Here is a 26,072-nt window from a genome sequence, read left to right on the forward strand (position 1 = left end):
TATGGACAAACATTTAATTACAATTGCTCAAAATGGTAGTCATGAACTTGATATCAAAAAATCACGTTTCATTGCCAATGCATTTCGCATTCAAACTGAAGAAGAAGCCCAAAAATTTATTCAGGAAATCAAAACTCAACATCATAAAGCCAATCACCATTGTTTTGCCTATCTGTTGGGAAATGATGACCATATTCAAAGAGCTAGTGATGATGGCGAGCCTTCGGGAACTGCGGGCGTTCCTATTTTAGAAGTTTTACAAAAAAATAATGTGCATAATACGTTGGTTGTGGTAACTCGATATTTTGGTGGAATCAAGCTTGGTGCCGGTGGTTTAATTCGGGCATACAGCAATTCGACTTCCCAGGTACTCACAGAAATTGGCTTGGTGGAACTCGTTTCACAAATCAAACTAAGTTTAACCATTGAATATGCTCAGCATGATTCTTTAGTCCACTGGCTCGACGCTAACCATTTTAAAGTAAGCGATAGTCAATATGGTGAAAAAGTGACGGTTCAGGTTCCCGTAGCAGAACCCAAGATTACTGAATTTGAAACTACTCTCACAAACCTTTTCAGCGGTAACATTGCCTTTCAAAAATTAGGCACCCAATTTAATGAAGTTCCTTTAAAAAAATAATCTAAAGTTTGAAAGCACAAAATTCTCCCTAATTAATTGCCACAAAAGAGTTAGCAACAATTAAATTAGTTTAAATGTCGTCTTCCAGCAAAATTGGGCTGGAACGTAGCGGGCACGACTTAGAGCCGAAATACACGTCTCTAAGCTCGGCCTTTATCTAAGCAATAAATTGCTAAGACAAACGACACTACTGAGCCCATTTGCTTCCAGACTGTTTCGAGTTGTAAACCTTATTATATTTAATACAAAGATTGTTTTGGCAACTTTTATGCGAACTACTTAAAAGCAACGACTTTCCCAGTTTAGAGGCGTTTGGGCCTCAGGGGTGAAATTATCTTAGTGGCTTGCTGCTTAGATAATGGTCGAGTTTGAAGACAAGTGAACTGCTTGGCTTCAAATCATGCCACCCCGTTCCAGGCCAAGTGAGTCGGAGAACGGCAATTAACCTAATTTCAGTTGACTAAGCTACTTAATAGCAGTAACTGAAGTCATTTTGAACCTGCAACCTTTAGAAAATAATCGTAAAAAAACCGTTCAGCTTCTAAACTGAACGGTTCACAACGATTATTTTTTTGATTGTTTTTTTTCTTTACCAGCGTCAGCCGGATCATTTTTTTCTGCCTTATCAGTTTGTTTTTGATCTGCTTTTATTTTTTCAACACGCTTCTTTTCTTCTCGTTCACTTTCCAAACGATTACTTGTATCTTTGGAAGTGGTGGATGTTACAATTTTTTGAATCCAGTTTAATAATGGTCGTCGATTTTGACCGGCTAACCCGATTGCTTCAACAAAGAGCTCCAAACCGATTAGAATTCCGATTGTTAACAAAATCGAACCCCAAATTGGAGAAATTGGATAAAGTAATGCAATAAACGAAAAAATCAACGAAATTCCATAAATAACAAAAACTGTTTGGCGATGCGTTAATCCCATTTGCATCAGTCGATGATGCAAATGACGTTTATCAGCATGGGCAATGGATTCCTTATTCAGAATTCGTCGAAGCATTGCAAAAACAGTATCGGTAATGGGAACTCCTAAAATCATAACAGGAATGATAACTGAAATAAAAGTTGCATTTTTCAATCCCGATAGCGAGAAAACTGAAATCATAAACCCAATAAATAACGCGCCAGTATCCCCTAAATAAATTTGCGCGGGGAAAAAATTATATGGTAGAAATCCAATTTCTGCAGCAACTAGTGTAAAGATCATAATTACAACATACATATTGGTTGTCGGCAAAAAGAATAATCCAGTAATTCCAGTTGTAAAAAGTGCAATGATCGATACTCCGGTGGCCAGACCATCCAAGCCGTCAATTAGGTTGATTGCATTTGTAATTCCAGCAATCCATAAATATGTAATTGGGAAACTAAGCCACCCTAGCCCAACGGTTCCTATAAAAGGAATCGTCAGTGTTGTCATTCGGACATTAGCAAACACAAAAACTTCAATGGCTGCTAAGGAAATTCCAATCATTTTCTGATACGGTTTAAGCACAAAAATATCATCAATCACACCGGTCAATATGATAATACATTCTCCTCCGAAAATTCCCCATAACTGTTTTGTAGGAATCTGGGCTCGCAAAAGGAAAAAAGTGGAAAAATTAAAGGCAAGAAAAATAGCTAAACCGCCCATTGTTGGCATTGGAACTTTATTTACCCGTCTTGCTGAAGGCTCGTCAACCGCCCCCACCTTAAAGGCGAGTCGTCTAACAAACGGAGTTAGAACAGCAGAGATAATCGCTGTCGCAAATAAACTGACAATAATTTCAAATCGCATGCTAGACCTCTTTTCTAGGAAATATCTAAAGGCTATTTTAGAACAAAATCCCTCCAGACACATTTCAGCTAGATTAATTAATAAACCACTAAAAATATTAAGCGTTTAATCTAGTTACTATAATTATTATACAAATCCCCTCGCCGTAACACAAGCGTAACTAATGATACCACTTACACATTAAATCAAACAAAAACTGGTAGTGTTAAAATTCACAACACTACCAGCTCTATTAAAGTTTATAAATTAATGATCGATTATTACTCGTTTAAATGATAATTATAGGTTGAAACAATGATATTCTCTCGTGAGTTCAAAGCTGCTCTTAAACGCAAACCAGTTTGGTTATGCAGAACATTTTGCCAAGGTTTACGAGGAACAAACTGTGGCACAAGCACTGTTGTCGTATAATTGCGTTCCGAAGCTCGCCGCGCAATCACATCACAGAAACGCAAAGTTGGATTGGCAATTGAACGATATGAGGAATGGATATCAACGAAGCGAACATCTGGATATTCTGCCTTAAATTCCACAGCCGTTTTATGTTCTTTTTTAGGATTGGAATCAAACGAAACATGCATCGCAATTACGTAGTCCCCCATTGAACGGGCATAGTTAATTGCCCCAGAGGTTACACGCGTCACATTGCTGACTAACACAATGACGGTTGACCCATCGTAATCATGTAACTGAACCTTACCCTTGGCTGCAATTCGCAACTGTTCAGCAACTTTTACGTAGTGCTGATGAATCTTGTAAAACAATCTGAGTAGCAACGGCATAATAATTAAGTAAGGCCAAACGTTTGCAAAGTGTAAGAAGAATAAACAAACGACTAACCCAAATGATAATGCTGCTCCTAATAAGTTTGCAGACGATTTAAGCAACCAGTGTCCTGTTCGTTCACGGAACCAGTGAATGATCATCCCTGACTGAGAAAGCGTAAAGGGAACAAACACACCAACCGCATAAAGGGGAATAAGTAGACTAGTTTGACCATGAAAAATCAAGATCAATACAATCGCGCCAACTGCTAACGAAATAATTCCATTTGAATAACCTAGACGATCGCCACGATCCATATACGCATGAGGCATAAATTTATCTTTGGCCAAATTGTAGGCTAGCGTCGGAAAGGCGGAAAATCCTGTATTAGCGGCCACTGCTAAAATAAGTGCGGTCGATAATTGCAATAAATAGAACAGTAGCCCATGACCAAACACAGTTTCACCAACTTGTGCAAGAACTGTTTGATGACCATTGGGTAAAATACCACCAAAATAACTTAAAACTGTAATTCCGGCAAAGAAAATAGCCAAAATAGTTGCCATAATTGTTAACGTTGCGGCAGCATTTTTTCGTCTTGGTCGTTTGAAGTTGGGTACAGCATTACTAATAGCTTCGACTCCAGTTAAGGAAGAAGATCCTGCAGATAGTGCCCTTAAGAATAGCACCATTGTCATTCCAGGAACCGCTGTCCCCACCTTGGTTACTGCATGGGTTACAACACGCCCGGTAATAATGTTAAAGAATCCAATTCCGATCATAATCGTAATGATGACAATAAACAAATACACTGGAAAAGTTAAAAACGAAGCGGAATCACGTAAACCACGTAAATTCAAAGCCATAATTCCAAGCACGATTACAATTGCAAGCGGAATTGCATATGCCTGTACACTGGGAATAGCCGAAGTGATCGCTTCGGTTGCAGAAGTTACACTAACAGCGACTGTCAACATATAATCAACCAGTAACGACCCACCAGCAACTAATCCAGCTGATTGTCCCCAGTTTGTGCTAGCAACCACGTAGGCGCCACCACCTGAAGGATAAGCTTGAATAATTTGACGATAAGATATCGTAATCGCAAACAACAGAACTAAAACAATTCCTGCAACAGGCAAAGCATACCACGTTGCTGCAGCTGAAAGAACCAGCAAAACTGAAAGAATTTGTTCCGTCCCATACGCAACAGATGATAAAGCATCAGAAGACAACAACGCTAAAGCCTTAAACTTAGTTAACGCCTGTCCGCCTTCATCTAAAGTTTTAAGCGGTTTACCAATTAACAGTCTTTTTAGATAATGCCGCATGTCATAATACTCCTCTACAAAAATAAATTAACCCGAGTCAATAACTCGGGCAATACAAATCAAAAGTAAGTTTACTACAAATGAGCACGTTAAGCTATATCAATTTTCATAATTTCAGTAACCTGCTCGCTGTCCATTCAAACACATATGCGAATGAAGTGCAACCTTTAAATTCATGGTTTTATCCACGCTTGTTTCAAAAATTTTCAGAAAACAAAAAAACTTTCAGAACTAGGTTTTCACCCAATCCAGAAAGTTTCCTAACTATATTAGTTATTTTTATTTATTTAAATCTGAGCTTACATCATACCGCCCATGCCACCTGCTTGTGGTTGAGCACCTGTGGCAGCAGCACCGCCATCATCTTTTGGTTCTGGTTTGTCAGCAACAACAGCTTCAGTTGTTAATAGCAAAGCTGAAACACTGGCTGCATTTTGGAGAGCAGAACGAACAACTTTAGTAGGATCAACAATTCCTGCATCGACCATATTCTCCCACTTGCCAGTAGCAGCGTTATAACCAACCCCTGGCTTTTGTTTCTTCAAGTTTTCTACAATTACAGAACCCTCTGCACCAGCGTTCTTGGCAATTTGACGAACTGGCTCTTCAAGAGCACGTCTAACAATATTAATACCAGTATTTTCGTCGCCTTCTGCCTTAAGGTTAGCAATAGCAGGAAGTACATTTACTAATGCTGTACCACCACCGGATACAAAGCCTTCTTCAACAGCTGCACGAGTTGCATTCAAAGCATCTTCGATTCGATATTTCTTTTCTTTTAATTCAGTTTCTGTTGCAGCACCAACTCTAACAACGGCAACACCGCCAGCTAATTTAGCTAAACGTTCTTGTAGTTTTTCTTTGTCAAAGTCTGAAGTTGTATCAGTAATTTGTTGTCTGATAGTAGCTACACGTTCTGCAATTTTATCTTTATCGCCGGCACCTTCAACGATTGTTGTGTCGTCTTTTGTAACTGTAACCTTGTTAGCTTGACCTAATTGATCAATTGTTGCATCTTTTAAGTTTAAGCCTAAATCATCCGTGATTACAGTTCCACCTGTTAATGTAGCGATATCTTCAAGTTGAGCCTTACGACGGTCACCAAAGCCAGGAGCCTTAACAGCTACAACATTGAATGTACCACGCATCTTGTTCAAAACAAGAGTTGGTAAGGCCTCACCTGTAATATCATCAGCAATGATTAACAGAGAACGACTTTGTTCAACAACTGATTGAAGGAGTGGCAAAATATCTTGAATATTGCTGATCTTCTTATCAGTAATCAAAATATATGGATTATCTAAATCAGCTTCCATCTTATCATTGTCAGTAACCATGTATTGTGACATGTAGCCACGATCAAACTGCATACCTTCAACAACATCAAGGGTTGTATCTACACCACGTGATTCTTCAATTGTAATGACACCATCGTGACCAACCTTTTCCATTGCATCGGCAATCAATTTACCAACTTCTGAGTTAGCAGCTGAAATGGAAGCAACTTGGGCAATATCATCTTTTGATTTAACTTCATGAGACATCTTATGAAGTTCATCAACAGCTGCCTTTGTTGCACGTTCAATCCCACGACGAATGCCAACTGGATTGGCACCAGCAGTGACGTTCTTCATACCTTCGTTTACAATTGCTTGTGTCAAAACAGTAGCAGTTGTTGTCCCATCACCAGCAATATCATTAGTCTTTGAAGCAACTTCAGAAACTAACTTAGCACCCATATTTTCAAAATGGTCTTCAAGATCAATTGACTTAGCAATTGTTACACCATCATTTGTAATTGTAGGTGAACCGTATGATTGTTCCAAAACTACGTTACGACCCTTTGGACCAATTGTTGATTTAACAGTATCAGCTAATTTGTCGACACCTTTTAACATCTTTGTTCGTGCATCTTCAGAAAATTTGATTTCTTTTGCCATAAAAATTTCACCTCATTAAATTTATTTTTTAGTTAATCAATGATTGCAACGATATCTTTTTCGTGCAATACCAAATATTTTTTATCTTCATATGAAACTTCGGTACCCGCATACTTGTCAAAAATAACGGTATCACCTGTTTTAACAGATGGTGCAACTTTTTCACCGTTATCTAACACGTGTCCTTCACCCACAGCAACAACTTTACCGCTTTGTGACTTTTCCTTAGCATTACTTGCAAGGACAATTCCACCAACGGTTTGTTCTTCTTCTTCCTGTGCTTCTAATATCACGCGATCTCCTAATGGTTTTAACAATATGAATCCCTCCATTTATTTATACTTTTACTATTTTTAGCACTCTCAACGTCTAAGTGCTAACAACAGTATTTACTATATCATTCTCATCACAGAATGCAAGCATTTCACTGACCTTTTTTGACAAACAACTTCAAGACCCCGGCAAACATGCTATACTATAGGAACAATTATGAGGTGAACACATGAAATTAGAAAAGAAATCTATCTATATATTAATTACGTATTTAATCGTTTATCTTTTGCCAAGCATTCTAAATAGCTTCTTTAAATTAACGCATCCCGAAATCTTTAACATTCAAATTGTTGATTACTTAGCTGGTGCTTGCATTTTATGCTACTTGGCATTTCATGACATGCCAACTAATCTTCCAGAAAAAAGACGCCGTTCTGTTGGACAAAACCTCATTTGGGGAATTTTAGGTTTTATTTTCGTAATTGTCTTGCAAACCATTATTTTACGGTTAACAGTTCAATCAGGTGGTAATGCAAGTTCGCAAAATACAACCGATCTGCTATCAATTGTGAAGAATTATCCCATCTATGCCCTTATCATCATCATAGGAGCTCCTATCATGGAAGAAATTGTTTTCCGTAAAGTTCTTTTTGGTAATCTCGCCAATTTGTTAAGCTTTATTAATCCTAAAGTTGCACAAATCCTTACAGCTCTTATTTCCAGTGGCTTATTTGCCTTAGCTCACTCTGATGGTCATTTCATTTTGTATGGCGCAATTGGATTGTGGTTTTGTTGGCTTTACCACCATACAGGACGCATCCAAACATCAATGATGGCGCATATCTTAATGAACTCTTTGGTTGTATTACCAATTCTCGGACTGTAACTCAGTCGTGATTAATCGCGTAAATTAAGGTTTGCAATTCATTAGTCAGATCAATATTTTGAATATGTACTGTTTGGGGCACTGAAACACGAACCGTTGTAAAATTCATAATTCCTTTAATGCCGGCCTGCACTAACTTATCCGTGACTTCTTGCGCAATCGCTGCTGGAATTGTAATAATGGCAATCTCAATTTGTTGATCTTGCAGTTGTTCTTGCAACTGTGTCATGCCATAAACGGGGACATTGCTTTGAATAGAGCCAATTATGGTCGGATTAATATCAAATGCCGCGCTAATGCGGACATTACTATTTTTATGGAAATTAAAGTTTAAAAGCGCATGTCCCAAATTTCCTACACCAATTAGGGCTACGTTTGTAAGTGTATCCTGATCAAGGATTTTCTTAAAAAAATCAATTAGTTTGTGCACATCATACCCATATCCACGCTTTCCTAACGTTCCAAAATAGGAAAAATCGCGTCGAATTGTCGCCGCATCAACTTGAATGGCCTCGGCTAATTCTGTTGAAGAAACTCGCAATTTGTTTGCACTCAATAAATTATTTAAATAACGATAGTATAAGGGTAACCGTTTTGCAGTTGCCTCCGGAATTTTGGTTTCCATTTTAAAGAACCTCCAAATGAACTTTGTGAATAATTAACAAAGTTAGTTTACCACTTTCCCAATAGGAACCAAAACTTAAAAACAAACGCTTTATAAACCAATTAATGAAAGGACACATGATTGTGATTTTACTACAAGCCCAAAATGTCAGTCGAGAATTTAGTGGAGAACAACTATTTTCACAGATCACCTTTGATATCCAAGAACAGGATCGAATCGGTCTTGTTGGCAGAAATGGTGCAGGAAAAACTACCCTTCTAAAAATGCTAATCGGTCAAACTCAACCAGATGAAGGCCAAATTATTACCAAAAAAGGATTATCAATCGGCTATCTTGCCCAAAATCAAGGCCTAAATACAGATAATACAATCTGGAATGAACTTCTAACCGTATTTTCCGAAGTAATTGCTTTAGAACAAGAAATTCACAAGCTTGAAGCCCAATTAGGCGATCCCAAAATCATCGCAAACCCTGAGAAATTTAAATCCTTGTCTAATTTGTATGATCAAAAGCAACAAACCTTTAAAGCTAAAAACGGGTTCGGCTATCAAGCAGAAATTCGTGGCGTTCTAAATGGTTTTAGTTTTGGTAAGGAATTCTATGACCGCTCAGTTAATTCGCTCTCTGGTGGTCAAAAAACCAAATTAGCTTTGGCAAAATTGCTGTTAGAACAACACGATTTATTAGTTTTGGATGAACCAACAAACCATTTGGACATGGATACTCTTGCCTGGCTTGAAAAGTACATTAAGTCTTACGACGGAGCCCTATTAATCGTGTCACATGACCGTTATTTTCTCGATCATGTTGTAACCCGAGTCCTCGACTTAGACCAGCAAACCTTGTTTTCTTATACCGGAAATTATTCAGATTATATTGATAAAAAGGCTGCCCGTCTCAAGAGCGAATGGAAAACTTACGAAAAACAACAAACCAAAATTGATAAGTTACAAGATTTCGTCAATAAAAATATTGTTTGTGCCTCAACAACCAAACGGGCTCAAAGTCGACGAAAACAATTGGAAAAAATGACAGTGCTTGAACGTCCCAATTCCGATGATGCCGAAATGCATTTTCACTTTGCAGCGAAGCACCCTAGTGGCAACGTTGTTCTCACTGTAAAAGATGCTGCAATTGGTTATGAAGCAGATCACGTTTTATCCGCACCCATCAATATTGATTTAACCAAGCATCATGTCCTGGGAATTGTTGGGCCAAACGGAGTCGGTAAATCAACTCTATTAAAAAGTATTCTTGGACTGATTCCGTTTCTTAGCGGCACCCAAAAACTGGGAACTGGTGTAGAGATTGGTTATTATGATCAAGAACAACATAATTTAGACGATCGTAAAACAGTTTTGAACGAGCTTTGGGATGAACATCCATTAGTTCCTGAAAAAGATATTCGTTCATTATTAGGCAGCTTCTTGTTTTCAGGTGATGACGTCTCAAAACTAGTTAAAAATTTAAGTGGCGGCGAACGTGCTCGCCTGCTTCTAACCAAGTTAACAATGCAAGCCGATAACTTCCTGATTTTGGACGAACCAACTAATCATTTAGACATCGATAGTCGTGAAGTCCTTGAAAATGCCTTAAATGAGTTTGATGGAACAGTTCTCTTCGTTTCGCATGATCGGTATTTTATTAACCGGGTAGCTACAGAGATTCTTGAAATATCACCTAATGGTAGTCAATTATTCCTGGGTGATTACGATTACTATGTAGCAAAAAAAGAAGCTCTAAATACAAAGACAGATTCTAATGATGGGGCCAGCAAAGCAGAAAGCAACGCGACCTCAAAAAAACAAACCTATCAAGCTTCAAAAGATGCTCAAAAGGCACAGCGAAAATTACAACGTGAAATTGAAAAGCTTGAAAAGCAACTCGATACTTTGTCAGAAGCGGAAGCTCAGATTCAAACAAAAATGGCGGAACCACAAAATTTTAATGACCATCTAAAACTTGAAGAACTTCAAACAAATTTAGACAAAACTCAGGCCCAAATTACTCAAACTGAAAATGAGTGGACGTCTAAAAGCGAACAACTTGAATCTCAAAATTAAAACATCATCGACTAAAAGAAGGTACAAACTCACTTGACTGAGTTTGTACCTTCTTTTGTAGAAACAATTAATTTTCAAAAAACATTTTCAATAAACGATCGCGATCTTGGTTCCAACGTTTATCATCACGCGTTGGATAAATTCGATTTGTCAAACATACAAATCCTTGCTTTTTAACTGGATCAAACGCCAAAATAGTGCCGGTGTACCCAGTTTGTACGTACTGTTCCTTATGGTTAAGTCGACGCCATCCCAATGTTCGCCCGTTTTCGTCATAACTAGCCATTAAATCAAATAAATTCGGGTCTAAAATTTCTTTTTTCTGATACTTCCCACGATTAATCATCATTTCGGTAAACACAGTTAAATCACTAAGTGTTGAAAATAGGCCAGAATGTCCACTTTCACCGTTTAATAATAACGCCTTATAATCGTGAACTTGCCCTTGAATTTGGCCACGCTGAGGATCGACTTCAGTAGGAACAAATCGTGACTTTGGTCGATTTAAATTATATCCTGTATTTGTCATGGCAAGCGGATACCAAATATGGTCCTGAACACTTCGGTCAATAGAACCATTTAATGTCCGAATAATTAACCCTAATAAAATAAAACCTAAATCAGAATAAATTGTTTTTTCACCTGGCTTACTAACTAGTGGATCTTCATAAATCTTTTTTACAAGTTCTACACCCGTTAGGCTATGCAAATTGTCCACATCAGCCGGTAATCCACTGTTGTGTAATAATAAGTTTTCGATGGTCACTTCAGGATGCAAAAATCCCGGCAAATAAGCAGTAACAGAATCTTTCAGACCCAACTCATGAACAGCTAACAGCTGAAAAACACGAGTCGTTGTGGCAACCACTTTCGTTAAAGAGGAGACATCATAGATCATCGATGGATCTAAACGTTCTGCAAAAATATCTTTTCCTTGAAATCCATGATAAAAACTATCAATTTTAGTTTCATTAATAAAACTAAACGAAGCGCCATAAACATCGCCGCGATCAATAATTGCATCAATTTCATTTTTCATTTTTGTAAATTTATTTTCTGTCATACTTTTGTCCCCGCTTCATCTTATTTGATGGCATCTGGCACCCAATCAAATTCCAAACTTGGCTCCGCATTTAAACTTGCATCGGCAAAAACATTGTGTTTCATTGCTACATAACCGGCAGCGCCAATCATTGCCGCATTATCACCACAATATTTTAAGGGTGCTTTGACAAAATCCAAATCTGGCTGTTTTTCACTAAGCTTTTTCGACAATGTTTCTCTGAGCCCCTGATTAGCAGCAACCCCACCTGCCAAAACAAGTTGTTTAATCGAGAACTTTTCACAAGCCACCAAAGTTTTTTTAACGATAACATCTACCACACTCTGTTGAAAACTGGCTGCCAAATCTGCCCGATTTAACGTTTCATTTACTTGATCAGCATGATGAACTGTATTAATAAAAGCACTCTTCAATCCGCTGAAACTAAAATCAAAATTATCGTCATGAACCATCGCCCGTGGAAAGTGAAAAGTATCCTTTCCTTGGTGGGCTAACTCATCAATTGGCTTGCCTGCAGGATAAGTTATTCCTAAAACTCGTCCAATTTTATCATAGGCTTCTCCAGCTGCATCATCACGCGTTTCGCCAATAATTTGAAATTCATTTTCATACGGCATATAAACAAGTTCTGTATGTCCACCAGAAACTAACAGTGCCATGGAAGGAAAAACAATTGGTTTCACAAATCGCGCTGCATAAATATGGCCAGCCATATGATTTACTGGAACCAGTGGTAAATCATTCGCGTACGCAAATGATTTAGCTGCTGATACGCCAACCAATAATGCACCAACCAATCCGGGCCCATATGTAACGGCCACCGCAGTCAAATCACTCGTTTTGACGTGTGCTTTTTGCAGTGCCTCGTCAATACAAATGGTAATTTGCTCAATATGATGGCGACTAGCAACTTCCGGTACCACACCACCAAAACGTTTGTGGCTATTAATTTGTGTTGCAACAATATTTGACAATATCTTTTCGCCGTTTTCAATAACAGCCACGCTTGTCTCATCACAACTCGATTCAAATGCTAAAATTAAGTTCTTTTTAGTCATAATTCTCCTAATCCTTTTGGCCCAATGTTAAAGTCATATCAATTGCATCTTCATGGTCACCGAAATAATAATGTGCTTTAACTCCATTTTTTTCAAATCCCATTTTTAAATAAAGTGCCTGTGCCCGCACATTGCTTTTTCTGACTTCAAGGGTGATTTTCTTATATCCAATATATTCAGCCTTGCCGATCATCGTTTTCAATAAATATGCACCAATTCCATGATTCTGTTTATCTGGTACCACAGCGATATTCGTAATGTGGGCCGTGGCCGTTCGATCATCAAAAGAAGCACCAATGAATCCGAGCATCCGATCATGATAACGGATAACCAAATAAAGCCGATCAAATTTACGGCGAAGTTCGGTAGAAAATGCGACTCGATCCCATGGTGTCTGCCCTTCATAGACGGAACGTTCCACATTTAAAATCTCAGGAATATCCGTAATCATTGCTTTGGCAATAAAATACGTATCTGCTTCGATTTTAACTACATGATCATGGATTTCAAAAGCCTGTTCTCTCAACCGTTTTGTACGATTAAAAAGGCGATTTTTTATTAATTCTTTAATTTCTTTCAACATATGGTTTCGTGTCCTCTTGTGGATGACGTTTCTTCCACTCAACTTCCGCTTCGGTCAGCCGTAAATATCGTGGCACAAAATTAAATGGATGAGCCACTGGTTCGGCATGCAATCCGAGGTTTCCGAGAGCAAAAGCGTTAGGAAGATTTAATGCATCCGATACTTGATGAAAATTAGAACCCAATTGATCTTGCACAAACGCGGCATAGGTGGCCACATCCTGACCCACAAACCAGACAGGCTTTTGCATGCCTAATAATTGGGCGGCCAATTCTTTAATAGACAAATGTTGATCATCCATAACAGATACTAGCCCATCACTAGTTCGTTCATAGATCCCGGCAAAGACATTTTCTCTTCGTGCATCAAATAAGGGCACAATGAGGCGATTTTCATCGATCACGTTTGCGGCTAAAGCCCGTAAGCTAGAAATTGCCACGAGGTCAATATTCAAAGTATAGGCTAGTGTTTTGGCAGTCGTCGTTGCAATCCGAAGCCCAGTATATGATCCCGGTCCATCCGCTACCACAATCCGATCCAAATCTTGCACCGTTATGCCAGCCTGTTTCACCAAAGCTTCAATAATTGGTAGCAACTGAATACTATGATTCTTACGAATATTTGTGGTTGTCATTGCCAGTAATTGTCCATCATCCAAAACCGCTACACTTAACGGCCGATTTGAAGTATCTAACGCCAATAATTTCATAACAAATTTCCTTTTCTCGTTCTATTCTTTAAATATCTTATCACAATTTTTCCGAAGAATGAGCATTGATAAAAAAGAACTCGCAAATCATCACCGATTGTCGAGTTCTCTGCATTTATTTTTGATCCTCAAAACCATTTGGATGCTTTTGCGTCCAATTCCAAGCGGTTTTAATGATTTCGTGAATATCATCATACTGTGGTTGCCAGTGTAAGACCTTTCGTGCTTTGTCACTTTTAGCAACTAACGTATCAGGATCTCCACCACGACGAGCTGCAATTTTGGCTGGAATTTCTTTGCCAGTTGCAACTCGTGCAGCTTCTAGAATTTGTTTTACAGAGAATCCTGTGGAAGAGCCTAAATTAAATGCATCACTATCATTACCAGTCTGAAGATACTTCATCGCTAAAATATGAGCATCGGCCAGATCAGTTACATGCACATAATCACGGATATTTGTACCATCTGGTGTTTTGTAGTCGTCTCCAAATATTTGCAACTCATCGCGTTTTCCAGAAGCCACCTGCAAAACAATCGGAATGAGATGGGTTTCAGGGTTATGATCCTCACCAATTGTGCCATCCGCAGCAGCTCCTGCAACATTAAAGTAGCGAAGAGCTACAAATTTAATGCCATAGGAAACATCTGCCCAATGCATAATTTTTTCCATCATAAGTTTGCTTTCACCATAAGGATTAATTGGATTCTGTGGATCTGTTTCTTTAATCGTATCATTTTTAGGATTACCATATGTGGCCGCAGTGGAAGAAAATACGATTCGGTTGACATGATGCGCATGCATAGCTTCCAGTAAATTAATCATGCCACCTGTATTGTTATCAAAATACTTTAGCGAGTCTTTCATTGATTCAGGAACCACTGAAAAAGCCGCAAAATGAATAACCGTATCGATATTTTCTTTGGTAAAGACCTGATCTAAGAATTCTCGGTCTCTAACGTCCCCTTGATAAAAACGCGCTTGCTTTGAAATTGCTTGTTGATGTCCCGTTACCAAGTTATCAATAACAACCACATCTTCATTTTGCTCAATCAATCGTTTGACCATATGTGAACCAATATAGCCTGCACCACCAAGTACTAAAATTGCCATTTATGTCACTCCGTTTCCATAGACTTTGCCACAATTATAACATATAAGTAGGCTTTTTGGTCGTTAGTTGGCTATCGATGTCCAACTACAATCCGCTTCACAATAGATTTCACCGTTCACCGACATTCTATGTAAAGTTACCATTTCATCATTTTCACCAGTTGTTTTTGCTACTTCACTCACGACAGTATGTCCATATTGAATTTCTTTATGATATTGAATATTTAAATGCGTCGGCATATGCGTTTGTAAAAAGTCAGCCGGCAAAACATCCAGCAACCATTCAAAGTAATGCGAATTATTCACATGGCCATTGGTATCCAAGTCGAAATAGCGAACCGCATACTGTTTTTTTAAAACTTTTTGACCATCAGGAATTTTTTGGACGCGCGGTAACCGCGTTAATCGTTTCACTTCATCGCTACCATATGGATCAATCAACTCAGGAATGAGTTTCCCCATCCGTCGTGTTTTATGATTCATCTGAACAAAATTGCTGTTGGCCTCCAATAGTGGCTTTCCAGATTCGTCCTCAATTCCAAAGTGACGTTCGCAAAAGAATTTGTTATGAGCAGTAGCTTCGGTAGACAAATGAATCGTTGTCCCGATTTTAGGCAAAGTATTGATTTCGATGGAATACTGGGTAACCACCCAACCTACACCATATTTTAAAACTTCTGGCGTGCCCACTCCTAATTCTTCACTTTGATCCTCTGAAGCTAACACCATTAAATTTATCAGCATTGGAATTGAAGCTCGCGAGGTTCGATCGCCATCATAATAAACCAATCTATGTGTTTCACTAAATTTTTTCCCTGCCATGTCAATCTCCTCTTGAATTAGTGGTTTAAAACAATCTAGTTTACGCTAGATTCAAAACGCGGAATAGCCACGATTTATACCACAAAAATATAACTCTAAACAACTGTCTATCTGTTGTTTAAACACATTTAAAAAAATTAAAAATTCAAAACTCTTAATCAGGCTGATCTTTATCATTTAAATGATGATACAGTGCATAAACATCCTGCTTTTTTAACCCCCGCAATTTAGCAACTTTTTTAATTGCAGCAGTTGGCTTCTCGCCGGCACTAATCAAATTATTAATCTGATCCTCGATGGGAATTTCCGGTAATTGTTCACCGGGTTGAACAGCATGACTATTGCCCTCCACAATTACTACAAATTCACCGCGAATCTCATTGTCATTAGCCCATTCTAACAGCTCCGCCAAGGTTCCGCGTAAAAACTCTTCGAATTTCTTTGTGAGCTCACGACACAACACCGCTGATCGATCTTTGCCCAATATGCTGCTCATATTGGTTAAAGTCTTTTTCAACCGATGGGGTGCCTCATAAAAAATGAGGGTTTCTTCTTTATTAACTAACTTTTCTAATTGACGCTTTTGCTCCACAGGTTTTCGATTAAGAAACCCGAAAAAATAAAACGGCTGGGGTTCCAAACCAGAAGCAATCAAGGCAGTTAGTCCTGCATTTGCTCCTGGCAACGGAACAACCGTAATACCCTGTTTAATACATGCCACAACCAAATCATGTCCGGGGTCACTAATTGAGGGCATTCCGGCATCACTGACCTGGGCAATGGTCTCACCATTTTTCAAACGTTCAACCAACTCCGGAACCCGCTCATGAGTATTGTATTCATGAAAACTGATTTGTTTGGTTTCAATTTCGAAATGATTGAGTAGTTTTTGCGTGTTTCGGGTATCTTCTGAGGCAATAATATCAACCTCTTTTAATATCTCAACGGCTCTAAATGTCATGTCACCAAGATTACCAATTGGCGTTGGCACTAAATACAATGTCCCACTAGCTTGATCTTTTGCAAAACTTTTTTGTGATTGCACTTTTTCAGTCTCCTTACCGATCACCATAAATGACATCAAGACAAAAGGCACATGGTTCGTCATTTTCACGATGCTTGCCAAACCATTCATTGCAAACATGATAGCCACGACCATATAACTTTTCTAAGTTTTTACGAGATTTAGAAAGACCATGTTTAGTACTTTTGGAAGTCTCTCTTTTTGATGGTTGCTCATATTTACCTAATTGCTCACGTAAATGCTCGTTTTCGATAACCAGCTCCGCATTTTCTTCAAGAATTTCAGTCAGTCCATTTTGCAATTCTTCAATTTGATCTGACATTTTTTTTGATTCTTCTTGAAGACCATCAAAGCTTTCGTACATCTCTCGTTTATTCACAGTTTCACCTCATTCACAGTCTTTAATCTTAGAATGACTCAATAAACACGACATAGTTTGATGGTTAACGCCTCTAAAACGTTTTGAAAACTCACATTACGATTTAACAAATTTTTAGCTTGCAATGCTTGTTCTGTGGCCGCCATCAAACTGTTTTCTGATTTTTGTGTAAGTCCTTTTTCAATTTGTGCATCCTGATTTGGAAAACTTAATCGCGAATTTTTTGGATTCACTTTTAAAATCAAGGCTTCACGGCAATACAACATGACAATATCCAAAATTAATTGTTGATTTTCTTTAGTTTTTGCCAAACCTGTAATTTTAGCCTGAACTTCAACGAATGCTCGCATATCTTTTTGGAAAACTAATAAAAACCAACGACTAACCGCAGATTGGACTAGTGTTAACCAGTCATCCGCCAACCAATTTTCGACTTCTACGGCACTATTAGTTAGGTTCATAGTCATCGCAATTAAACTAGGCGTAATTCCTTTTCCTTGTAATTGAGCCTTAAACTGGGCCGGTACCAATGGCTTCAATTCTACTACTTCAGTTCTAGAGATGATGGTTGGTAACATCAAATTCTTATTAGTTGTTAGCAGAAACGCAGTCACATTAGGACTTGGTTCTTCAATAAATTTTAAAAGACTGTTTGCAGCTCCAGACGTCATTTTATCCGCATCAGAAATAATAAATATCTTTTGATTTCCCTCAACCGCACTCTTAGTAAACTCAGATTTTAGAAATCTAACCTGGTCAACCTTAATACTTTGTCCATCAGGTTTAACAACAATCACATCTGGATGCTGATTTGTACTGATTCTTCGACATTCTTGGCATTTTCCACAAGGCATATCATTTTGAACATTTAAACAAAAAAGACGCATCGCAATCCAGGTTGCCAATTCGTCTTTTCCAATCCCTGATTCACCAGCAAACAAATAGGCATGGGCCAATTTATGCGCCGCGATGACCTTTGCAAAATGTTCAACTAATTCTGGTTGCTTTTCTTTAACTGTACTTTGGATTCCAACTTCTTCAGTCATCTGCTACTCCTCTACTGACTGCTTCAGAATTGTTTGAATTTCTCAATTGGGAGGACAAACACTGTTGCACCACCAACCTGGACTTTAACTGGATAAGCTGTTGTACCTTCCATGCTAGCATCCAAGTTTACAGGTGGGGTCATAAACTCTTCACGACTATGTGAAGATTCCTTAACCATTGTTAAAACTTCATCAACTCGTTTTTCGTCAATACCGATCATGTAAGTCGTATTTCCAGCTTTTAAAAAGCCACCAGTCGTAGACAATTTTGTTGCCCGAATATTGGCATCAATAAACTGCTCACTTAATTGACTTGCATCCTTATCTTGAACAATCGCAATAATTAATTTCATATTTGTCACTCTCCTGATTCATTAAAGAATTCTGAATTGGTTTTCCGAATAATCGTCTCAACATCTGAAACAACTTTACCTTTGCTTTGAGTTGCATCGACCAATTTGATCCGTTTCGGATTTTCCTTAGCGAGCTTTAAATAAGAAGCTCGAACACGCTTGTGAAACGATAATTGCTCAACATCTAAACGGTTAATCTCATCAGTTCGATGCGTCATGATTCGTTGTAACCCAATTTCAGAGGGGACATCAAAGTAAATGGTTAAGTCCGGCAATAAACCGGCCGTGGCAAAAAGATTCATTTGATAAACCTCTTGCTCGCCAATTTCACGTCCGGCTCCCTGATAAGCAACTGAGCTGTCAATATAACGATCACATAACACTAGTTTATTAGCTTTTAATGCCGGTTCAATCGTCTCCACAATGTGTTGTCGACGGGCAGCTGCATAAAGCAGGGCCTCGGTCCGATCATCCATCTCTGTATTTTGACGATCTAAGATAATATCTCGAATTGCTTCAGAAATCCGATTACCACCTGGTTCACGCGTTACAATTAACTGTTTTTTCAATTGGGGCTTTAGATCAGCCACGATGGTATTTAAGGCCGTTGTCTTCCCTGCACCATCCGGTCCCTCAAACGAAATAAATTTTCCTGTCAAAATGCCATCTCACTTTTTGATTAATTACATACTTGAAAGTATGTCATGCATGTTTCGGCACACTTTACATCTCTGTACGACCTTCAACTGCTTTAAATAAAGTCATTTGATCCGCATACTCGATATCACTACCAACTGATAATCCATGTGCTAATCGGGTTACTTTAATTCCCGCTGGCTTAATGAGTCGTGACAAATACATTGCCGTGGCTTCACCTTCTGGAGTTGCATTTGTGGCTACAATAACTTCTTTAACAGATTGATTTTTTTGCAATCGTTTAAGCAAACTAGAAATATTTAAATCTTCAGGGCCCTTTCCTTCCATTGGCGAAAGGACACCTTGTAGCACATGATAAAGACCATGATATTCTTTCATTTCTTCCATTGACATCACGTCTTTAGGATCCTCAACAACCAGAATAGTTCCCTGATCACGCGATTTGTCTCGACAAATCTCACAAGGATCATCTTCGGTAATGTTTCCACAAATACTACAAAAATGAAGATCACGCTTTGCAGATACCAATGCCTTAGCAAACTCCGTCACATCATCCTGATCCATATTAATCGTGAAAAATGCTAACCGGGTTGCACTCTTTTCTCCAATTCCTGGTAATTTCATATAACTATCAATTAATTTCGCAATTGGCTCTGGATATTGCATTATAGCCCCTCACTCTTACATTTTTGGCAAACCTTTTGTGTATTTGCCCATTGTTTTGTTTGTCTCATCAGTAATTTTTTTCATAGCATCATTGACTGCTGCCACAATCAAATCCTGTAACATATCGACATCATCTGGATCAACTGCTTCAGGCTTAATAGCAATATCCTTCATAGTTTTGTCACCTGTAAAAGTTACCTTTACCATGTCATCCGGTGCCGTTCCTGTAAATTCTGTTGTATCAAGACCTTCTTGTTCTTCAGTGACCTTTTTTTGCATCTTTTGCATTTGACGCATCATACCTTGCATATTTCCCATTCCACCGCGCATATTAACTCCGCCTTTCTAACTAATCATCTTTAACTTCTACCGTTTCTGAACCAAATAGCGTCTCTGCTTGCGTAACTACTGGATCTTGTTCAGTTTGAGAAGCAGTCTCACTTTTTGATGTTTCTTCATCATTTGTTTCATCTGACTCAGACTCGTTACTTTGCAAATCATCTTTGTGCTGCTGAATATAACTTTTACGAATTTCTGGCCATTGCTCTGCATCTACATAAGCAATTTTTAAATCATGACCCACTAATTTGTCAATGTCTTCGCTCAACAACTGACGCAAATCACCATCATCAGCTGCCTTTTCATATAAGAACGCATAATCAAAAGCAATTACAGCACCTGACTCGCTAGCTGCTACTGGCTGAGCTACGTGCATCAATGCCCGCTGTGTCACGTCCAACATTGCAATTAGATCTGGCCAAATCTCCTTTAATTGTACCAAATTTTGTTTCGTTGCGTTGGCCAAAACTGGATAAATCTTTGTTAAATTTGGTTTCACGCCTTGTTTACGTTTGCTTGTATTACTACGTACTGTCTTGTTCTGACCAGCCGGTTTTGAAGTTGTCTGGCTTTGCCCTTCTAACTTCTTAACCTGATTCGTTAATTCTTTTACCTGATCTTTTAGTTGTCCAAGTTCACCCTCAGTTGCTGCTACTGGTGCTTGATCCGCACCTGCCGTAACTGTCTGCAAATTAGTTTCAGACTTAGCTACCTTAGTTGGTTCAGCCAATTTAATCGTTAAAACTTCCATATATACATCTGGATGAGTGGTAAACCGCATTTGCTGTTGGGTGTCATTTAAATGATCAATCATCTGGTAAATTCGTTCTGCATTCAACGTAGCTGCAAATGATTTGAACTGCTCATCCACATCGCCCAACTCTTGATCCACAATAAGTGAGGGATCTTGTTGATACAACAACAGATTTCGACAGAAATTAATCAAATCTTCAATAAAACGGTTGGCATCTTTTCCTTCCGCTAACACTTTTTCCAGTGTGTTCAACGCAGATGTGACTTTTTGATCAGAGACATCTTTAACGTAAGTGTTCAACAGATCATGGCCAACGCTCCCGGTAACTTGAAGTGCGTTTTTTAATGTAATCTCATTATCACCAAACGAAAGGGTTTGATCCAAGATACTAAGTGCATCTCGCATCCCCCCTTCAGCTGCCTTGGCAATCGTCAATAAGGCTTTTTTATCAAATGTAATTTGTTTTTGTTGCAAAATGCAAGCCATTCGGTCATAGCTATCTTTGATTGAAATTCTTCGAAAATCGAATCGCTGCGTTCTGGAAATGATCGTCAAAGGAATCTTTTGGGGTTCAGTGGTTGCTAAGATAAAAACCACATTAGCTGGTGGTTCTTCCAATGTTTTTAATAAAGCATTAAATGCCCCTGTAGATAACATATGAACTTCATCAATAATATAAACTTTGTAATCTGCTTCCGTCGGCGCATACTTTGCCTTATCCCGAATATCACGAATTTCCTCAACACCATTATTCGAAGCGGCATCGATCTCAATCACATCATTTAATCGACCTTGGGTAATTGCTTTACAAGTTGCACATTCATTACAAGGTTCTCCGTCCTTTAAATGACGACAATTAATTGCCTTGGCAAATATCTTAGCGGCTGATGTTTTTCCGGTTCCCCGTGGCCCTGTGAACAAATAAGCATGACTAGTTTGATCGGTTATTAAGGCATTTTTTAATGTTTGGGTAATCACTTGCTGGCCCACGATTTCATCAAATCGTTGTGGTCGCCAAACGCGATATAAAGCCTGATAGCTCATTTTTAAATTCCTCTCAGTTGGTAACCTATATAAAAAACTCTTAGCCATGTTGACTAAGAGTTTTACCAATTTCCTAATAACTTAAGGCACAAGACAGAGCAGACTTAGTGCTGCTTCCTTCCGGATCTGACACAATTCGTGAGTCCATCCTTGCCTTAAGGCCTCTCGGCACTATTAATAATACTCGAAATCACTCAAAATTTCTACTAATTTGTTTACTTTTTTTGAACTTCTTTCTCCGATCCCGAATTTCACGAAAAAAGTCCTGCATAATTTGACTAGATTCTTTTTGGAAAAGTCCCTCAGAAACGCGTACCTGGTGGTTTAGACGCTGATCATTCAAAAGTTGATACAAGCTTTGAACCATCCCTGCTTTAGGATCGCGTGTACCAAAATAAATTTCTGGGAGTTGTGAATTAATAATGGCACCACTACACATCATGCATGGCTCCACTGTGACAAATAATTGACAGTCCCATAGGCGCCAACTATTTAAAGTTCGACAAGCTGCCTGAATCGCTAACACTTCTGCATGGGCAGTCGCGTCTTGATTTTTTTCTCGCAAATTATGACCGCGACCAATAATCTGATTGTTATGAACAACAACTGCTCCAATTGGCACTTCACCCATAAGTTTGGCTTTTTTTGCCTCTTCGAATGCTAAACTCATAAAATAAAGCTCTCGATTTGGTGACAATTCATTTTGCATCGACTACCTTCTCTTTCACACTTTTAATAATGTAATAGCCTTTTTGTTTTAAAATAATTTCTGCATTGCCAAAAGTTTGCGTCATTGTTTTTTTTGCGGAGGGTGCACCTTGCTTTTTTTGTAAAACAATTAGTAATGACCCACCAACCTGTAAATGATCAAATGCACCCGTTAAAATTTTTGTGACAACTGGTTTGCCAGCCCGAACCGGTGGATTAGATAAAATTGTATGATAATTCTTTTTTGAAACTGCTTCATAAGTGTCTGATTCCCAAATTTCAATATTTTGAATGCCATTTTGCGCTGCATTTTGTTTACATAAATCTAACGCCCTTAAATTTACATCCACAAGGTCAACGTGAACATCGTCAATGGCCTTCGCAATTGCCAGTCCAATCGGTCCATAACCACAACCAACATCTAATACATCACCTTGCTTCAAATCCTCCAAATCAACCGCATCTAACAAAGTGCGCGTACCAAAGTCAATTGTTCGTTTTGAAAAAACACCATTGTCAGAATTAAAAGTCAAATTATGCGAAAGTAATTTAAATTGCCATTGTGTTTTCTCATGTAAAACATCTGGATTTTGTGTATAATAATATTCAGTCATTTAATTTCTTCCTTTATTTGTTTTTCATCGGAATCATATTCTGATTTCTATTATAAAGGATTATCTAAATGAATTCACACCTAACTTAGCGTTAGGCCGAGTCCAAATGATCTTCCGAGTTATTTTTAATAAACCAAGCAAAAAAAATTTCTTTGAAACCTTATTAGACCACCATATTTAGTGTACGTAACATAAATGACACTAAATATGGTGGTCTTTTCATTGAATTTTACATAGGATGCTGTATACTGAAGGTATTCCAAAAAACACAAAAGTACCGAGAAATTGAGGGTGAGCAACATGAGTGAAGTAACAATTTATACAAAAAACAACTGTATGCAATGTAAGATGACAAAACGTTTCTTAAGTGAACACAATATTCCTTTTAAAGAACGAAATATTAACACTAATCCTGACTACATTGATTATTTAAAATCTCGCGGATTCCAGGCTGTTCCTGTGGTTGAATCTAATGGTAACGAACCAATTGCTGGATTCCGGCCAGACGTTTTAAAACAACTTGCCATCTAACAGATCGACATATTTGTTAGACCATTAAAAAGCACCGTGCTGCTTGTCACAGCTAGGCGTTTTTTTATTTATTCCATTTTTAGACAGGATCCCAGAAAGGCGTGAAATTATGAGTCTTAAGAACCTTAAAGATGTCACATACTACGATTTAAATAATGAAATTAACATTCCAGTTAACAATCAGATTCCTCTAAACAAGGATCATGAGGCCCTAGCCGCCTTCTTAAAAGAAAACGTAAATCCTAACACAATGAAATTCGATTCCTTACAAGATCGACTTGATTATCTCATTAAAAATGATTACATCGAGGAAGAATCCATTAAGAAGTATTCTCCTGAATTTTTACAAAAACTGTATGATTTTTTAAACAAGCAAGATTTCCATTTTAAATCATTTATGGCTGCCTATAAATTTTATGCGCAATATGCTTTAAAAACTAACGACAACAGCTACTACTTGGAACATTTTGTTGATCGCGTTTTTATGAATGCGACCTATTTTGCTGATGGTGACGAAGATCTTGCCATGTCCATTGCCGATGAAATTATTCATCAACGCTACCAACCGGCAACGCCTAGCTTCTTAAATGCGGGCAGAAAACAACGCGGTGAGCTTGTCTCTTGTTTCTTAATTCAAGCAACTGATGATATGAATGCAATTGGACGAACCATTAATTCTGCCCTCCAGCTTTCAAAATTAGGCGGTGGCGTTGGGATTAACTTGAGCAACTTGCGGGAGGCTGGTGCGCCTATTAAAGGAATCCAAGGTGCCGCTAGTGGCGTTGTCCCTGTCATGAAATTGTTAGAGGATAGTTTTTCCTATGCTAACCAACTAGGTCAACGTCAAGGTGCTGGTGTGGTCTATCTCAATATTTTCCATCCGGACATTATTTCGTTCTTATCCGCAAAAAAGGAAAATGCCGATGAAAAAATCCGAGTTAAAACACTTTCTCTAGGCGTGGTTATTCCAGATAAATTTTACGACTTAGCCCGGCATGATGAAGATATGTATTTGTTTAGTCCTTACTCAGTTGAAAAAGTTTACGGCAAACCCTTCTCTTATGTCGACATTACTGCTGAGTATGACAATATGGTCGCTAATCCTAATATCACAAAAACGAAACTCAAAGCTCGTGATCTCGAAAATGAGCTTTCTAAATTACAACAAGAATCCGGCTATCCTTATGTTGTCAACGTTGATACAGCAAACCGGGATAATCCAATCTACGGTAAAATTGTGATGAGCAATTTGTGTTCTGAAATCATGCAAGTTCAGACTCCTTCTGAAATTAATGACAAACAAGAATACACAACAATGGGAACTGACATTAGCTGTAATCTTGGCTCAACCAACATTGTCAATATGATGAATACACCTAATTTTGGCCACTCTGTTGAAACAATGGTTCGTGCTTTAACCTTTGTAACTGATCATTCTAATATCAGTGTGGTACCTTCCATTCAAAACGGAAATGCGCTGGCACACACAATTGGTTTAGGTGCAATGGGATTACATGGTTATCTAGCCAAGAACCACATGTTTTATGGAAATGCCGATTCACTTGATTTCACAAGTGTTTATTTCATGTTGCTAAACTATTGGACTTTAAAAGCTTCTAATAAAATTGCACGTGAACGTCACACAACATTCCACAATTTCGAAAAAAGTAAGTATGCGGATGGAAGCTACTTCGATAAATACGTTTCGAAAGATTGGGGTCCAAAAACTGAAAAAGTGCAGTCACTCTTCAAAACGATTGATATTCCAACTCAAGCTGATTGGCAAGCATTAAAAGAAGCCGTTATGAAAGATGGCCTTTATCATCAAAATCGAATGGCTGTTGCCCCAACGGGTTCCATTTCTTACATTAATGATGCAACCGCTAGTTTACAACCAATCGTTAATCGCGTCGAAGAACGTCAGGAAAAGAAAATTGGCAAAATTTACTTCCCAGCTCCATATCTTGACAACAGTACTTTGAAATATTATCAGTCTGCCTATGATATTGATATGCGTAAAGTTGTTGATATCTATGCAGCCGCTCAGCAACATGTCGATCAAGGGATGAGTATGACTTTCTTCATGCGATCAACAATCCCAGAAGGCATGTACGAATGGAAAGATGGCCGAACAAATAAGATGACCACAAGGGATTTGAACATTCTGCGTAACTATGCTTATAATAAGGGAATTAAATCTATTTATTATATTCGAACATTCACCGATAATGACGGTGAAGTTGGCGTCAATCAATGTGAAAGTTGTTCAATTTAATTTAGTTCAGAAAGGAACAAAAATA

Annotated in this window: 26 protein-coding genes and 1 other RNA gene; 5 read left to right on the plus strand and 22 right to left on the minus strand. The window is 38.3% G+C overall.

All coding sequences use genetic code 11. The features are described from left to right. The first annotated feature begins 1 nt into the window (after position 1). Positions 2-640 carry a YigZ family protein gene (locus tag ADU73_RS03660; protein WP_046871894.1) on the plus strand — a complete coding sequence of 213 codons (639 nt, stop codon included), beginning with the start codon at positions 2-4 and terminating at the stop codon, positions 638-640. A gap of 564 nt (positions 641-1,204) precedes the next feature. Here ADU73_RS03660 and ADU73_RS03665 read toward each other — a convergent pair. The 4 genes from ADU73_RS03665 to groES form a co-directional block, all read right to left on the minus strand. Further along, positions 1,205-2,428 carry a glycosyltransferase family 4 protein gene (locus ADU73_RS03665; RefSeq protein WP_081113851.1) on the minus strand — a complete coding sequence of 408 codons (1,224 nt, stop codon included), beginning with the start codon at positions 2,426-2,428 and terminating at the stop codon, positions 1,205-1,207. Positions 2,429-2,688: 260 nt separating this feature from the next. Continuing rightward, positions 2,689-4,524, minus strand: a complete 1,836-nt coding sequence (locus ADU73_RS03670) for an APC family permease (protein WP_062909592.1) — start codon at positions 4,522-4,524, stop codon at positions 2,689-2,691. Positions 4,525-4,823: 299 nt separating this feature from the next. After that, positions 4,824-6,464 carry a chaperonin GroEL gene (gene groL, locus ADU73_RS03675; protein ID WP_046872398.1) on the minus strand — a complete coding sequence of 547 codons (1,641 nt, stop codon included), beginning with the start codon at positions 6,462-6,464 and terminating at the stop codon, positions 4,824-4,826. Between the two features lie 32 nt (positions 6,465-6,496). Further along, positions 6,497-6,781, minus strand: coding sequence for a co-chaperone GroES (gene groES / locus ADU73_RS03680; RefSeq protein WP_046872397.1), 285 nt, complete (start codon positions 6,779-6,781; stop codon positions 6,497-6,499). Positions 6,782-6,966: 185 nt separating this feature from the next. Here groES and ADU73_RS03685 point away from each other — a divergent pair, with 185 nt between their 5' ends. Continuing rightward, a complete protein-coding gene (locus ADU73_RS03685) occupies positions 6,967-7,623 on the plus strand; it encodes a CPBP family intramembrane glutamic endopeptidase (RefSeq protein ID WP_046872396.1) in 657 nt (218 codons plus the stop codon). Position 7,624: 1 nt separating this feature from the next. Here ADU73_RS03685 and ADU73_RS03690 read toward each other — a convergent pair whose 3' ends face one another. Then, a complete protein-coding gene (locus ADU73_RS03690; protein ID WP_046872395.1) occupies positions 7,625-8,248 on the minus strand; it encodes a redox-sensing transcriptional repressor Rex in 624 nt (207 codons plus the stop codon). Between the two features lie 122 nt (positions 8,249-8,370). Here ADU73_RS03690 and ADU73_RS03695 point away from each other — a divergent pair, with 122 nt between their 5' ends. Then, positions 8,371-10,311 carry an ABC-F family ATP-binding cassette domain-containing protein gene (locus tag ADU73_RS03695; RefSeq protein WP_062913452.1) on the plus strand — a complete coding sequence of 647 codons (1,941 nt, stop codon included), beginning with the start codon at positions 8,371-8,373 and terminating at the stop codon, positions 10,309-10,311. A gap of 67 nt (positions 10,312-10,378) precedes the next feature. Here the strand turns inward: ADU73_RS03695 and ADU73_RS03700 are convergent, their stop codons facing one another. The 17 genes from ADU73_RS03700 to ADU73_RS03780 form a co-directional block, all read right to left on the minus strand. After that, on the minus strand, positions 10,379-11,374 hold the full coding sequence (locus tag ADU73_RS03700) for a serine hydrolase domain-containing protein (RefSeq protein ID WP_056986265.1): 996 nt from the start codon (positions 11,372-11,374) through the stop codon (positions 10,379-10,381). Between the two features lie 20 nt (positions 11,375-11,394). Continuing rightward, positions 11,395-12,432: a tRNA (adenosine(37)-N6)-threonylcarbamoyltransferase complex transferase subunit TsaD gene (tsaD, locus tag ADU73_RS03705; protein ID WP_046871067.1), complete on the minus strand. Its 1,038-nt coding sequence runs from the start codon at positions 12,430-12,432 to the stop codon at positions 11,395-11,397. Between the two features lie 7 nt (positions 12,433-12,439). Further along, entirely contained in the window at positions 12,440-13,015 is a 576-nt protein-coding gene (rimI, locus tag ADU73_RS03710; protein WP_046871066.1) for a ribosomal protein S18-alanine N-acetyltransferase, read from the minus strand. Continuing rightward, complete coding sequence (gene tsaB, locus ADU73_RS03715; protein ID WP_046871065.1) at positions 12,999-13,724, minus strand: tRNA (adenosine(37)-N6)-threonylcarbamoyltransferase complex dimerization subunit type 1 TsaB; 726 nt, start codon at positions 13,722-13,724, stop codon at positions 12,999-13,001. The genes rimI and tsaB overlap by 17 nt, the downstream gene beginning before the upstream one ends. 115 nt (positions 13,725-13,839) lie before the next feature. Beyond that, positions 13,840-14,835, minus strand: a complete 996-nt coding sequence (gene galE / locus ADU73_RS03720) for a UDP-glucose 4-epimerase GalE (protein WP_062913188.1) — start codon at positions 14,833-14,835, stop codon at positions 13,840-13,842. A gap of 63 nt (positions 14,836-14,898) precedes the next feature. Further along, the gene (locus ADU73_RS03725) at positions 14,899-15,657 is read right to left on the minus strand and encodes an acyl-[acyl-carrier-protein] thioesterase (protein WP_046871063.1); all 759 of its coding nucleotides are present in this window, start codon (positions 15,655-15,657) and stop codon (positions 14,899-14,901) included. A gap of 154 nt (positions 15,658-15,811) precedes the next feature. Beyond that, positions 15,812-16,702, minus strand: a complete 891-nt coding sequence (gene rsmI / locus ADU73_RS03730; RefSeq protein ID WP_046871062.1) for a 16S rRNA (cytidine(1402)-2'-O)-methyltransferase — start codon at positions 16,700-16,702, stop codon at positions 15,812-15,814. Positions 16,703-16,715: 13 nt separating this feature from the next. Next, entirely contained in the window at positions 16,716-17,060 is a 345-nt protein-coding gene (locus ADU73_RS03735) for a DNA replication initiation control protein YabA (RefSeq protein ID WP_046871061.1), read from the minus strand. 38 nt (positions 17,061-17,098) lie between these two features. After that, entirely contained in the window at positions 17,099-18,106 is a 1,008-nt protein-coding gene (gene holB / locus ADU73_RS03740) for a DNA polymerase III subunit delta' (protein ID WP_046871060.1), read from the minus strand. Positions 18,107-18,129: 23 nt separating this feature from the next. Then, positions 18,130-18,459, minus strand: a complete 330-nt coding sequence (locus ADU73_RS03745; protein ID WP_062903832.1) for a cyclic-di-AMP receptor — start codon at positions 18,457-18,459, stop codon at positions 18,130-18,132. 5 nt (positions 18,460-18,464) lie between these two features. Continuing rightward, positions 18,465-19,118, minus strand: coding sequence for a dTMP kinase (gene tmk, locus ADU73_RS03750; RefSeq protein WP_046871059.1), 654 nt, complete (start codon positions 19,116-19,118; stop codon positions 18,465-18,467). 64 nt (positions 19,119-19,182) lie between these two features. Then, complete coding sequence (gene recR, locus ADU73_RS03755; protein WP_046871058.1) at positions 19,183-19,782, minus strand: recombination mediator RecR; 600 nt, start codon at positions 19,780-19,782, stop codon at positions 19,183-19,185. Between the two features lie 15 nt (positions 19,783-19,797). Next, entirely contained in the window at positions 19,798-20,112 is a 315-nt protein-coding gene (locus ADU73_RS03760) for a YbaB/EbfC family nucleoid-associated protein (protein WP_046871057.1), read from the minus strand. A 19-nt stretch (positions 20,113-20,131) separates the two neighbouring features. After that, complete coding sequence (dnaX, locus tag ADU73_RS03765; protein WP_062913189.1) at positions 20,132-21,919, minus strand: DNA polymerase III subunit gamma/tau; 1,788 nt, start codon at positions 21,917-21,919, stop codon at positions 20,132-20,134. A gap of 75 nt (positions 21,920-21,994) precedes the next feature. Then, an RNA gene (gene ffs / locus ADU73_RS03770) (signal recognition particle sRNA small type) lies at positions 21,995-22,081 on the minus strand. Positions 22,082-22,109: 28 nt separating this feature from the next. Next, a complete protein-coding gene (tadA, locus tag ADU73_RS03775; RefSeq protein ID WP_046871055.1) occupies positions 22,110-22,628 on the minus strand; it encodes a tRNA adenosine(34) deaminase TadA in 519 nt (172 codons plus the stop codon). After that, a complete protein-coding gene (locus tag ADU73_RS03780) occupies positions 22,618-23,241 on the minus strand; it encodes a class I SAM-dependent methyltransferase (RefSeq protein ID WP_056986262.1) in 624 nt (207 codons plus the stop codon). Before ADU73_RS03780 ends, tadA begins: the two co-directional genes overlap by 11 nt. A 300-nt stretch (positions 23,242-23,541) precedes the next feature. Between ADU73_RS03780 and ADU73_RS03785 the strand changes: the two genes are divergently transcribed. Together ADU73_RS03785 and nrdE are read left to right on the plus strand one after the other, a co-directional pair. Continuing rightward, positions 23,542-23,772 carry a redoxin NrdH gene (locus tag ADU73_RS03785; RefSeq protein WP_046871054.1) on the plus strand — a complete coding sequence of 77 codons (231 nt, stop codon included), beginning with the start codon at positions 23,542-23,544 and terminating at the stop codon, positions 23,770-23,772. A 109-nt stretch (positions 23,773-23,881) separates the two neighbouring features. Beyond that, positions 23,882-26,047 carry a class 1b ribonucleoside-diphosphate reductase subunit alpha gene (nrdE, locus tag ADU73_RS03790; protein ID WP_046871053.1) on the plus strand — a complete coding sequence of 722 codons (2,166 nt, stop codon included), beginning with the start codon at positions 23,882-23,884 and terminating at the stop codon, positions 26,045-26,047. Positions 26,048-26,072 lie beyond the last annotated feature (25 nt).

This window comes from Pediococcus damnosus, assembly GCF_001611155.1.
Classification (GTDB): Bacteria; Bacillota; Bacilli; order Lactobacillales; family Lactobacillaceae; genus Pediococcus; species Pediococcus damnosus.

Coding starts and splice junctions, on each gene's coding strand:
- ADU73_RS03670 (WP_062909592.1), bottom strand. CDS start 4,524: ATGCGGCATTATCTAAAAAGACTGTTAATTGGTAAACCGCTTAAAACT.
- ADU73_RS03780 (WP_056986262.1), bottom strand. CDS start 23,241: ATGACTGAATATTATTATACACAAAATCCAGATGTTTTACATGAGAAA.
- tadA (WP_046871055.1), bottom strand. CDS start 22,628: ATGCAAAATGAATTGTCACCAAATCGAGAGCTTTATTTTATGAGTTTA.
- ADU73_RS03700 (WP_056986265.1), bottom strand. CDS start 11,374: ATGACAGAAAATAAATTTACAAAAATGAAAAATGAAATTGATGCAATT.
- tsaB (WP_046871065.1), bottom strand. CDS start 13,724: ATGAAATTATTGGCGTTAGATACTTCAAATCGGCCGTTAAGTGTAGCG.
- ADU73_RS03665 (WP_081113851.1), bottom strand. CDS start 2,428: ATGCGATTTGAAATTATTGTCAGTTTATTTGCGACAGCGATTATCTCT.
- groL (WP_046872398.1), bottom strand. CDS start 6,464: ATGGCAAAAGAAATCAAATTTTCTGAAGATGCACGAACAAAGATGTTA.
- tsaD (WP_046871067.1), bottom strand. CDS start 12,432: ATGACTAAAAAGAACTTAATTTTAGCATTTGAATCGAGTTGTGATGAG.
- ADU73_RS03785 (WP_046871054.1), top strand. CDS start 23,542: ATGAGTGAAGTAACAATTTATACAAAAAACAACTGTATGCAATGTAAG.
- recR (WP_046871058.1), bottom strand. CDS start 19,782: ATGCAATATCCAGAGCCAATTGCGAAATTAATTGATAGTTATATGAAA.
- nrdE (WP_046871053.1), top strand. CDS start 23,882: ATGAGTCTTAAGAACCTTAAAGATGTCACATACTACGATTTAAATAAT.
- ADU73_RS03760 (WP_046871057.1), bottom strand. CDS start 20,112: ATGCGCGGTGGAATGGGAAATATGCAAGGTATGATGCGTCAAATGCAA.
- ADU73_RS03690 (WP_046872395.1), bottom strand. CDS start 8,248: ATGGAAACCAAAATTCCGGAGGCAACTGCAAAACGGTTACCCTTATAC.
- galE (WP_062913188.1), bottom strand. CDS start 14,835: ATGGCAATTTTAGTACTTGGTGGTGCAGGCTATATTGGTTCACATATG.
- rimI (WP_046871066.1), bottom strand. CDS start 13,015: ATGTTGAAAGAAATTAAAGAATTAATAAAAAATCGCCTTTTTAATCGT.
- dnaX (WP_062913189.1), bottom strand. CDS start 21,919: ATGAGCTATCAGGCTTTATATCGCGTTTGGCGACCACAACGATTTGAT.
- ADU73_RS03685 (WP_046872396.1), top strand. CDS start 6,967: ATGAAATTAGAAAAGAAATCTATCTATATATTAATTACGTATTTAATC.
- ADU73_RS03660 (WP_046871894.1), top strand. CDS start 2: ATGGACAAACATTTAATTACAATTGCTCAAAATGGTAGTCATGAACTT.
- ADU73_RS03725 (WP_046871063.1), bottom strand. CDS start 15,657: ATGGCAGGGAAAAAATTTAGTGAAACACATAGATTGGTTTATTATGAT.
- holB (WP_046871060.1), bottom strand. CDS start 18,106: ATGACTGAAGAAGTTGGAATCCAAAGTACAGTTAAAGAAAAGCAACCA.
- ADU73_RS03745 (WP_062903832.1), bottom strand. CDS start 18,459: ATGAAATTAATTATTGCGATTGTTCAAGATAAGGATGCAAGTCAATTA.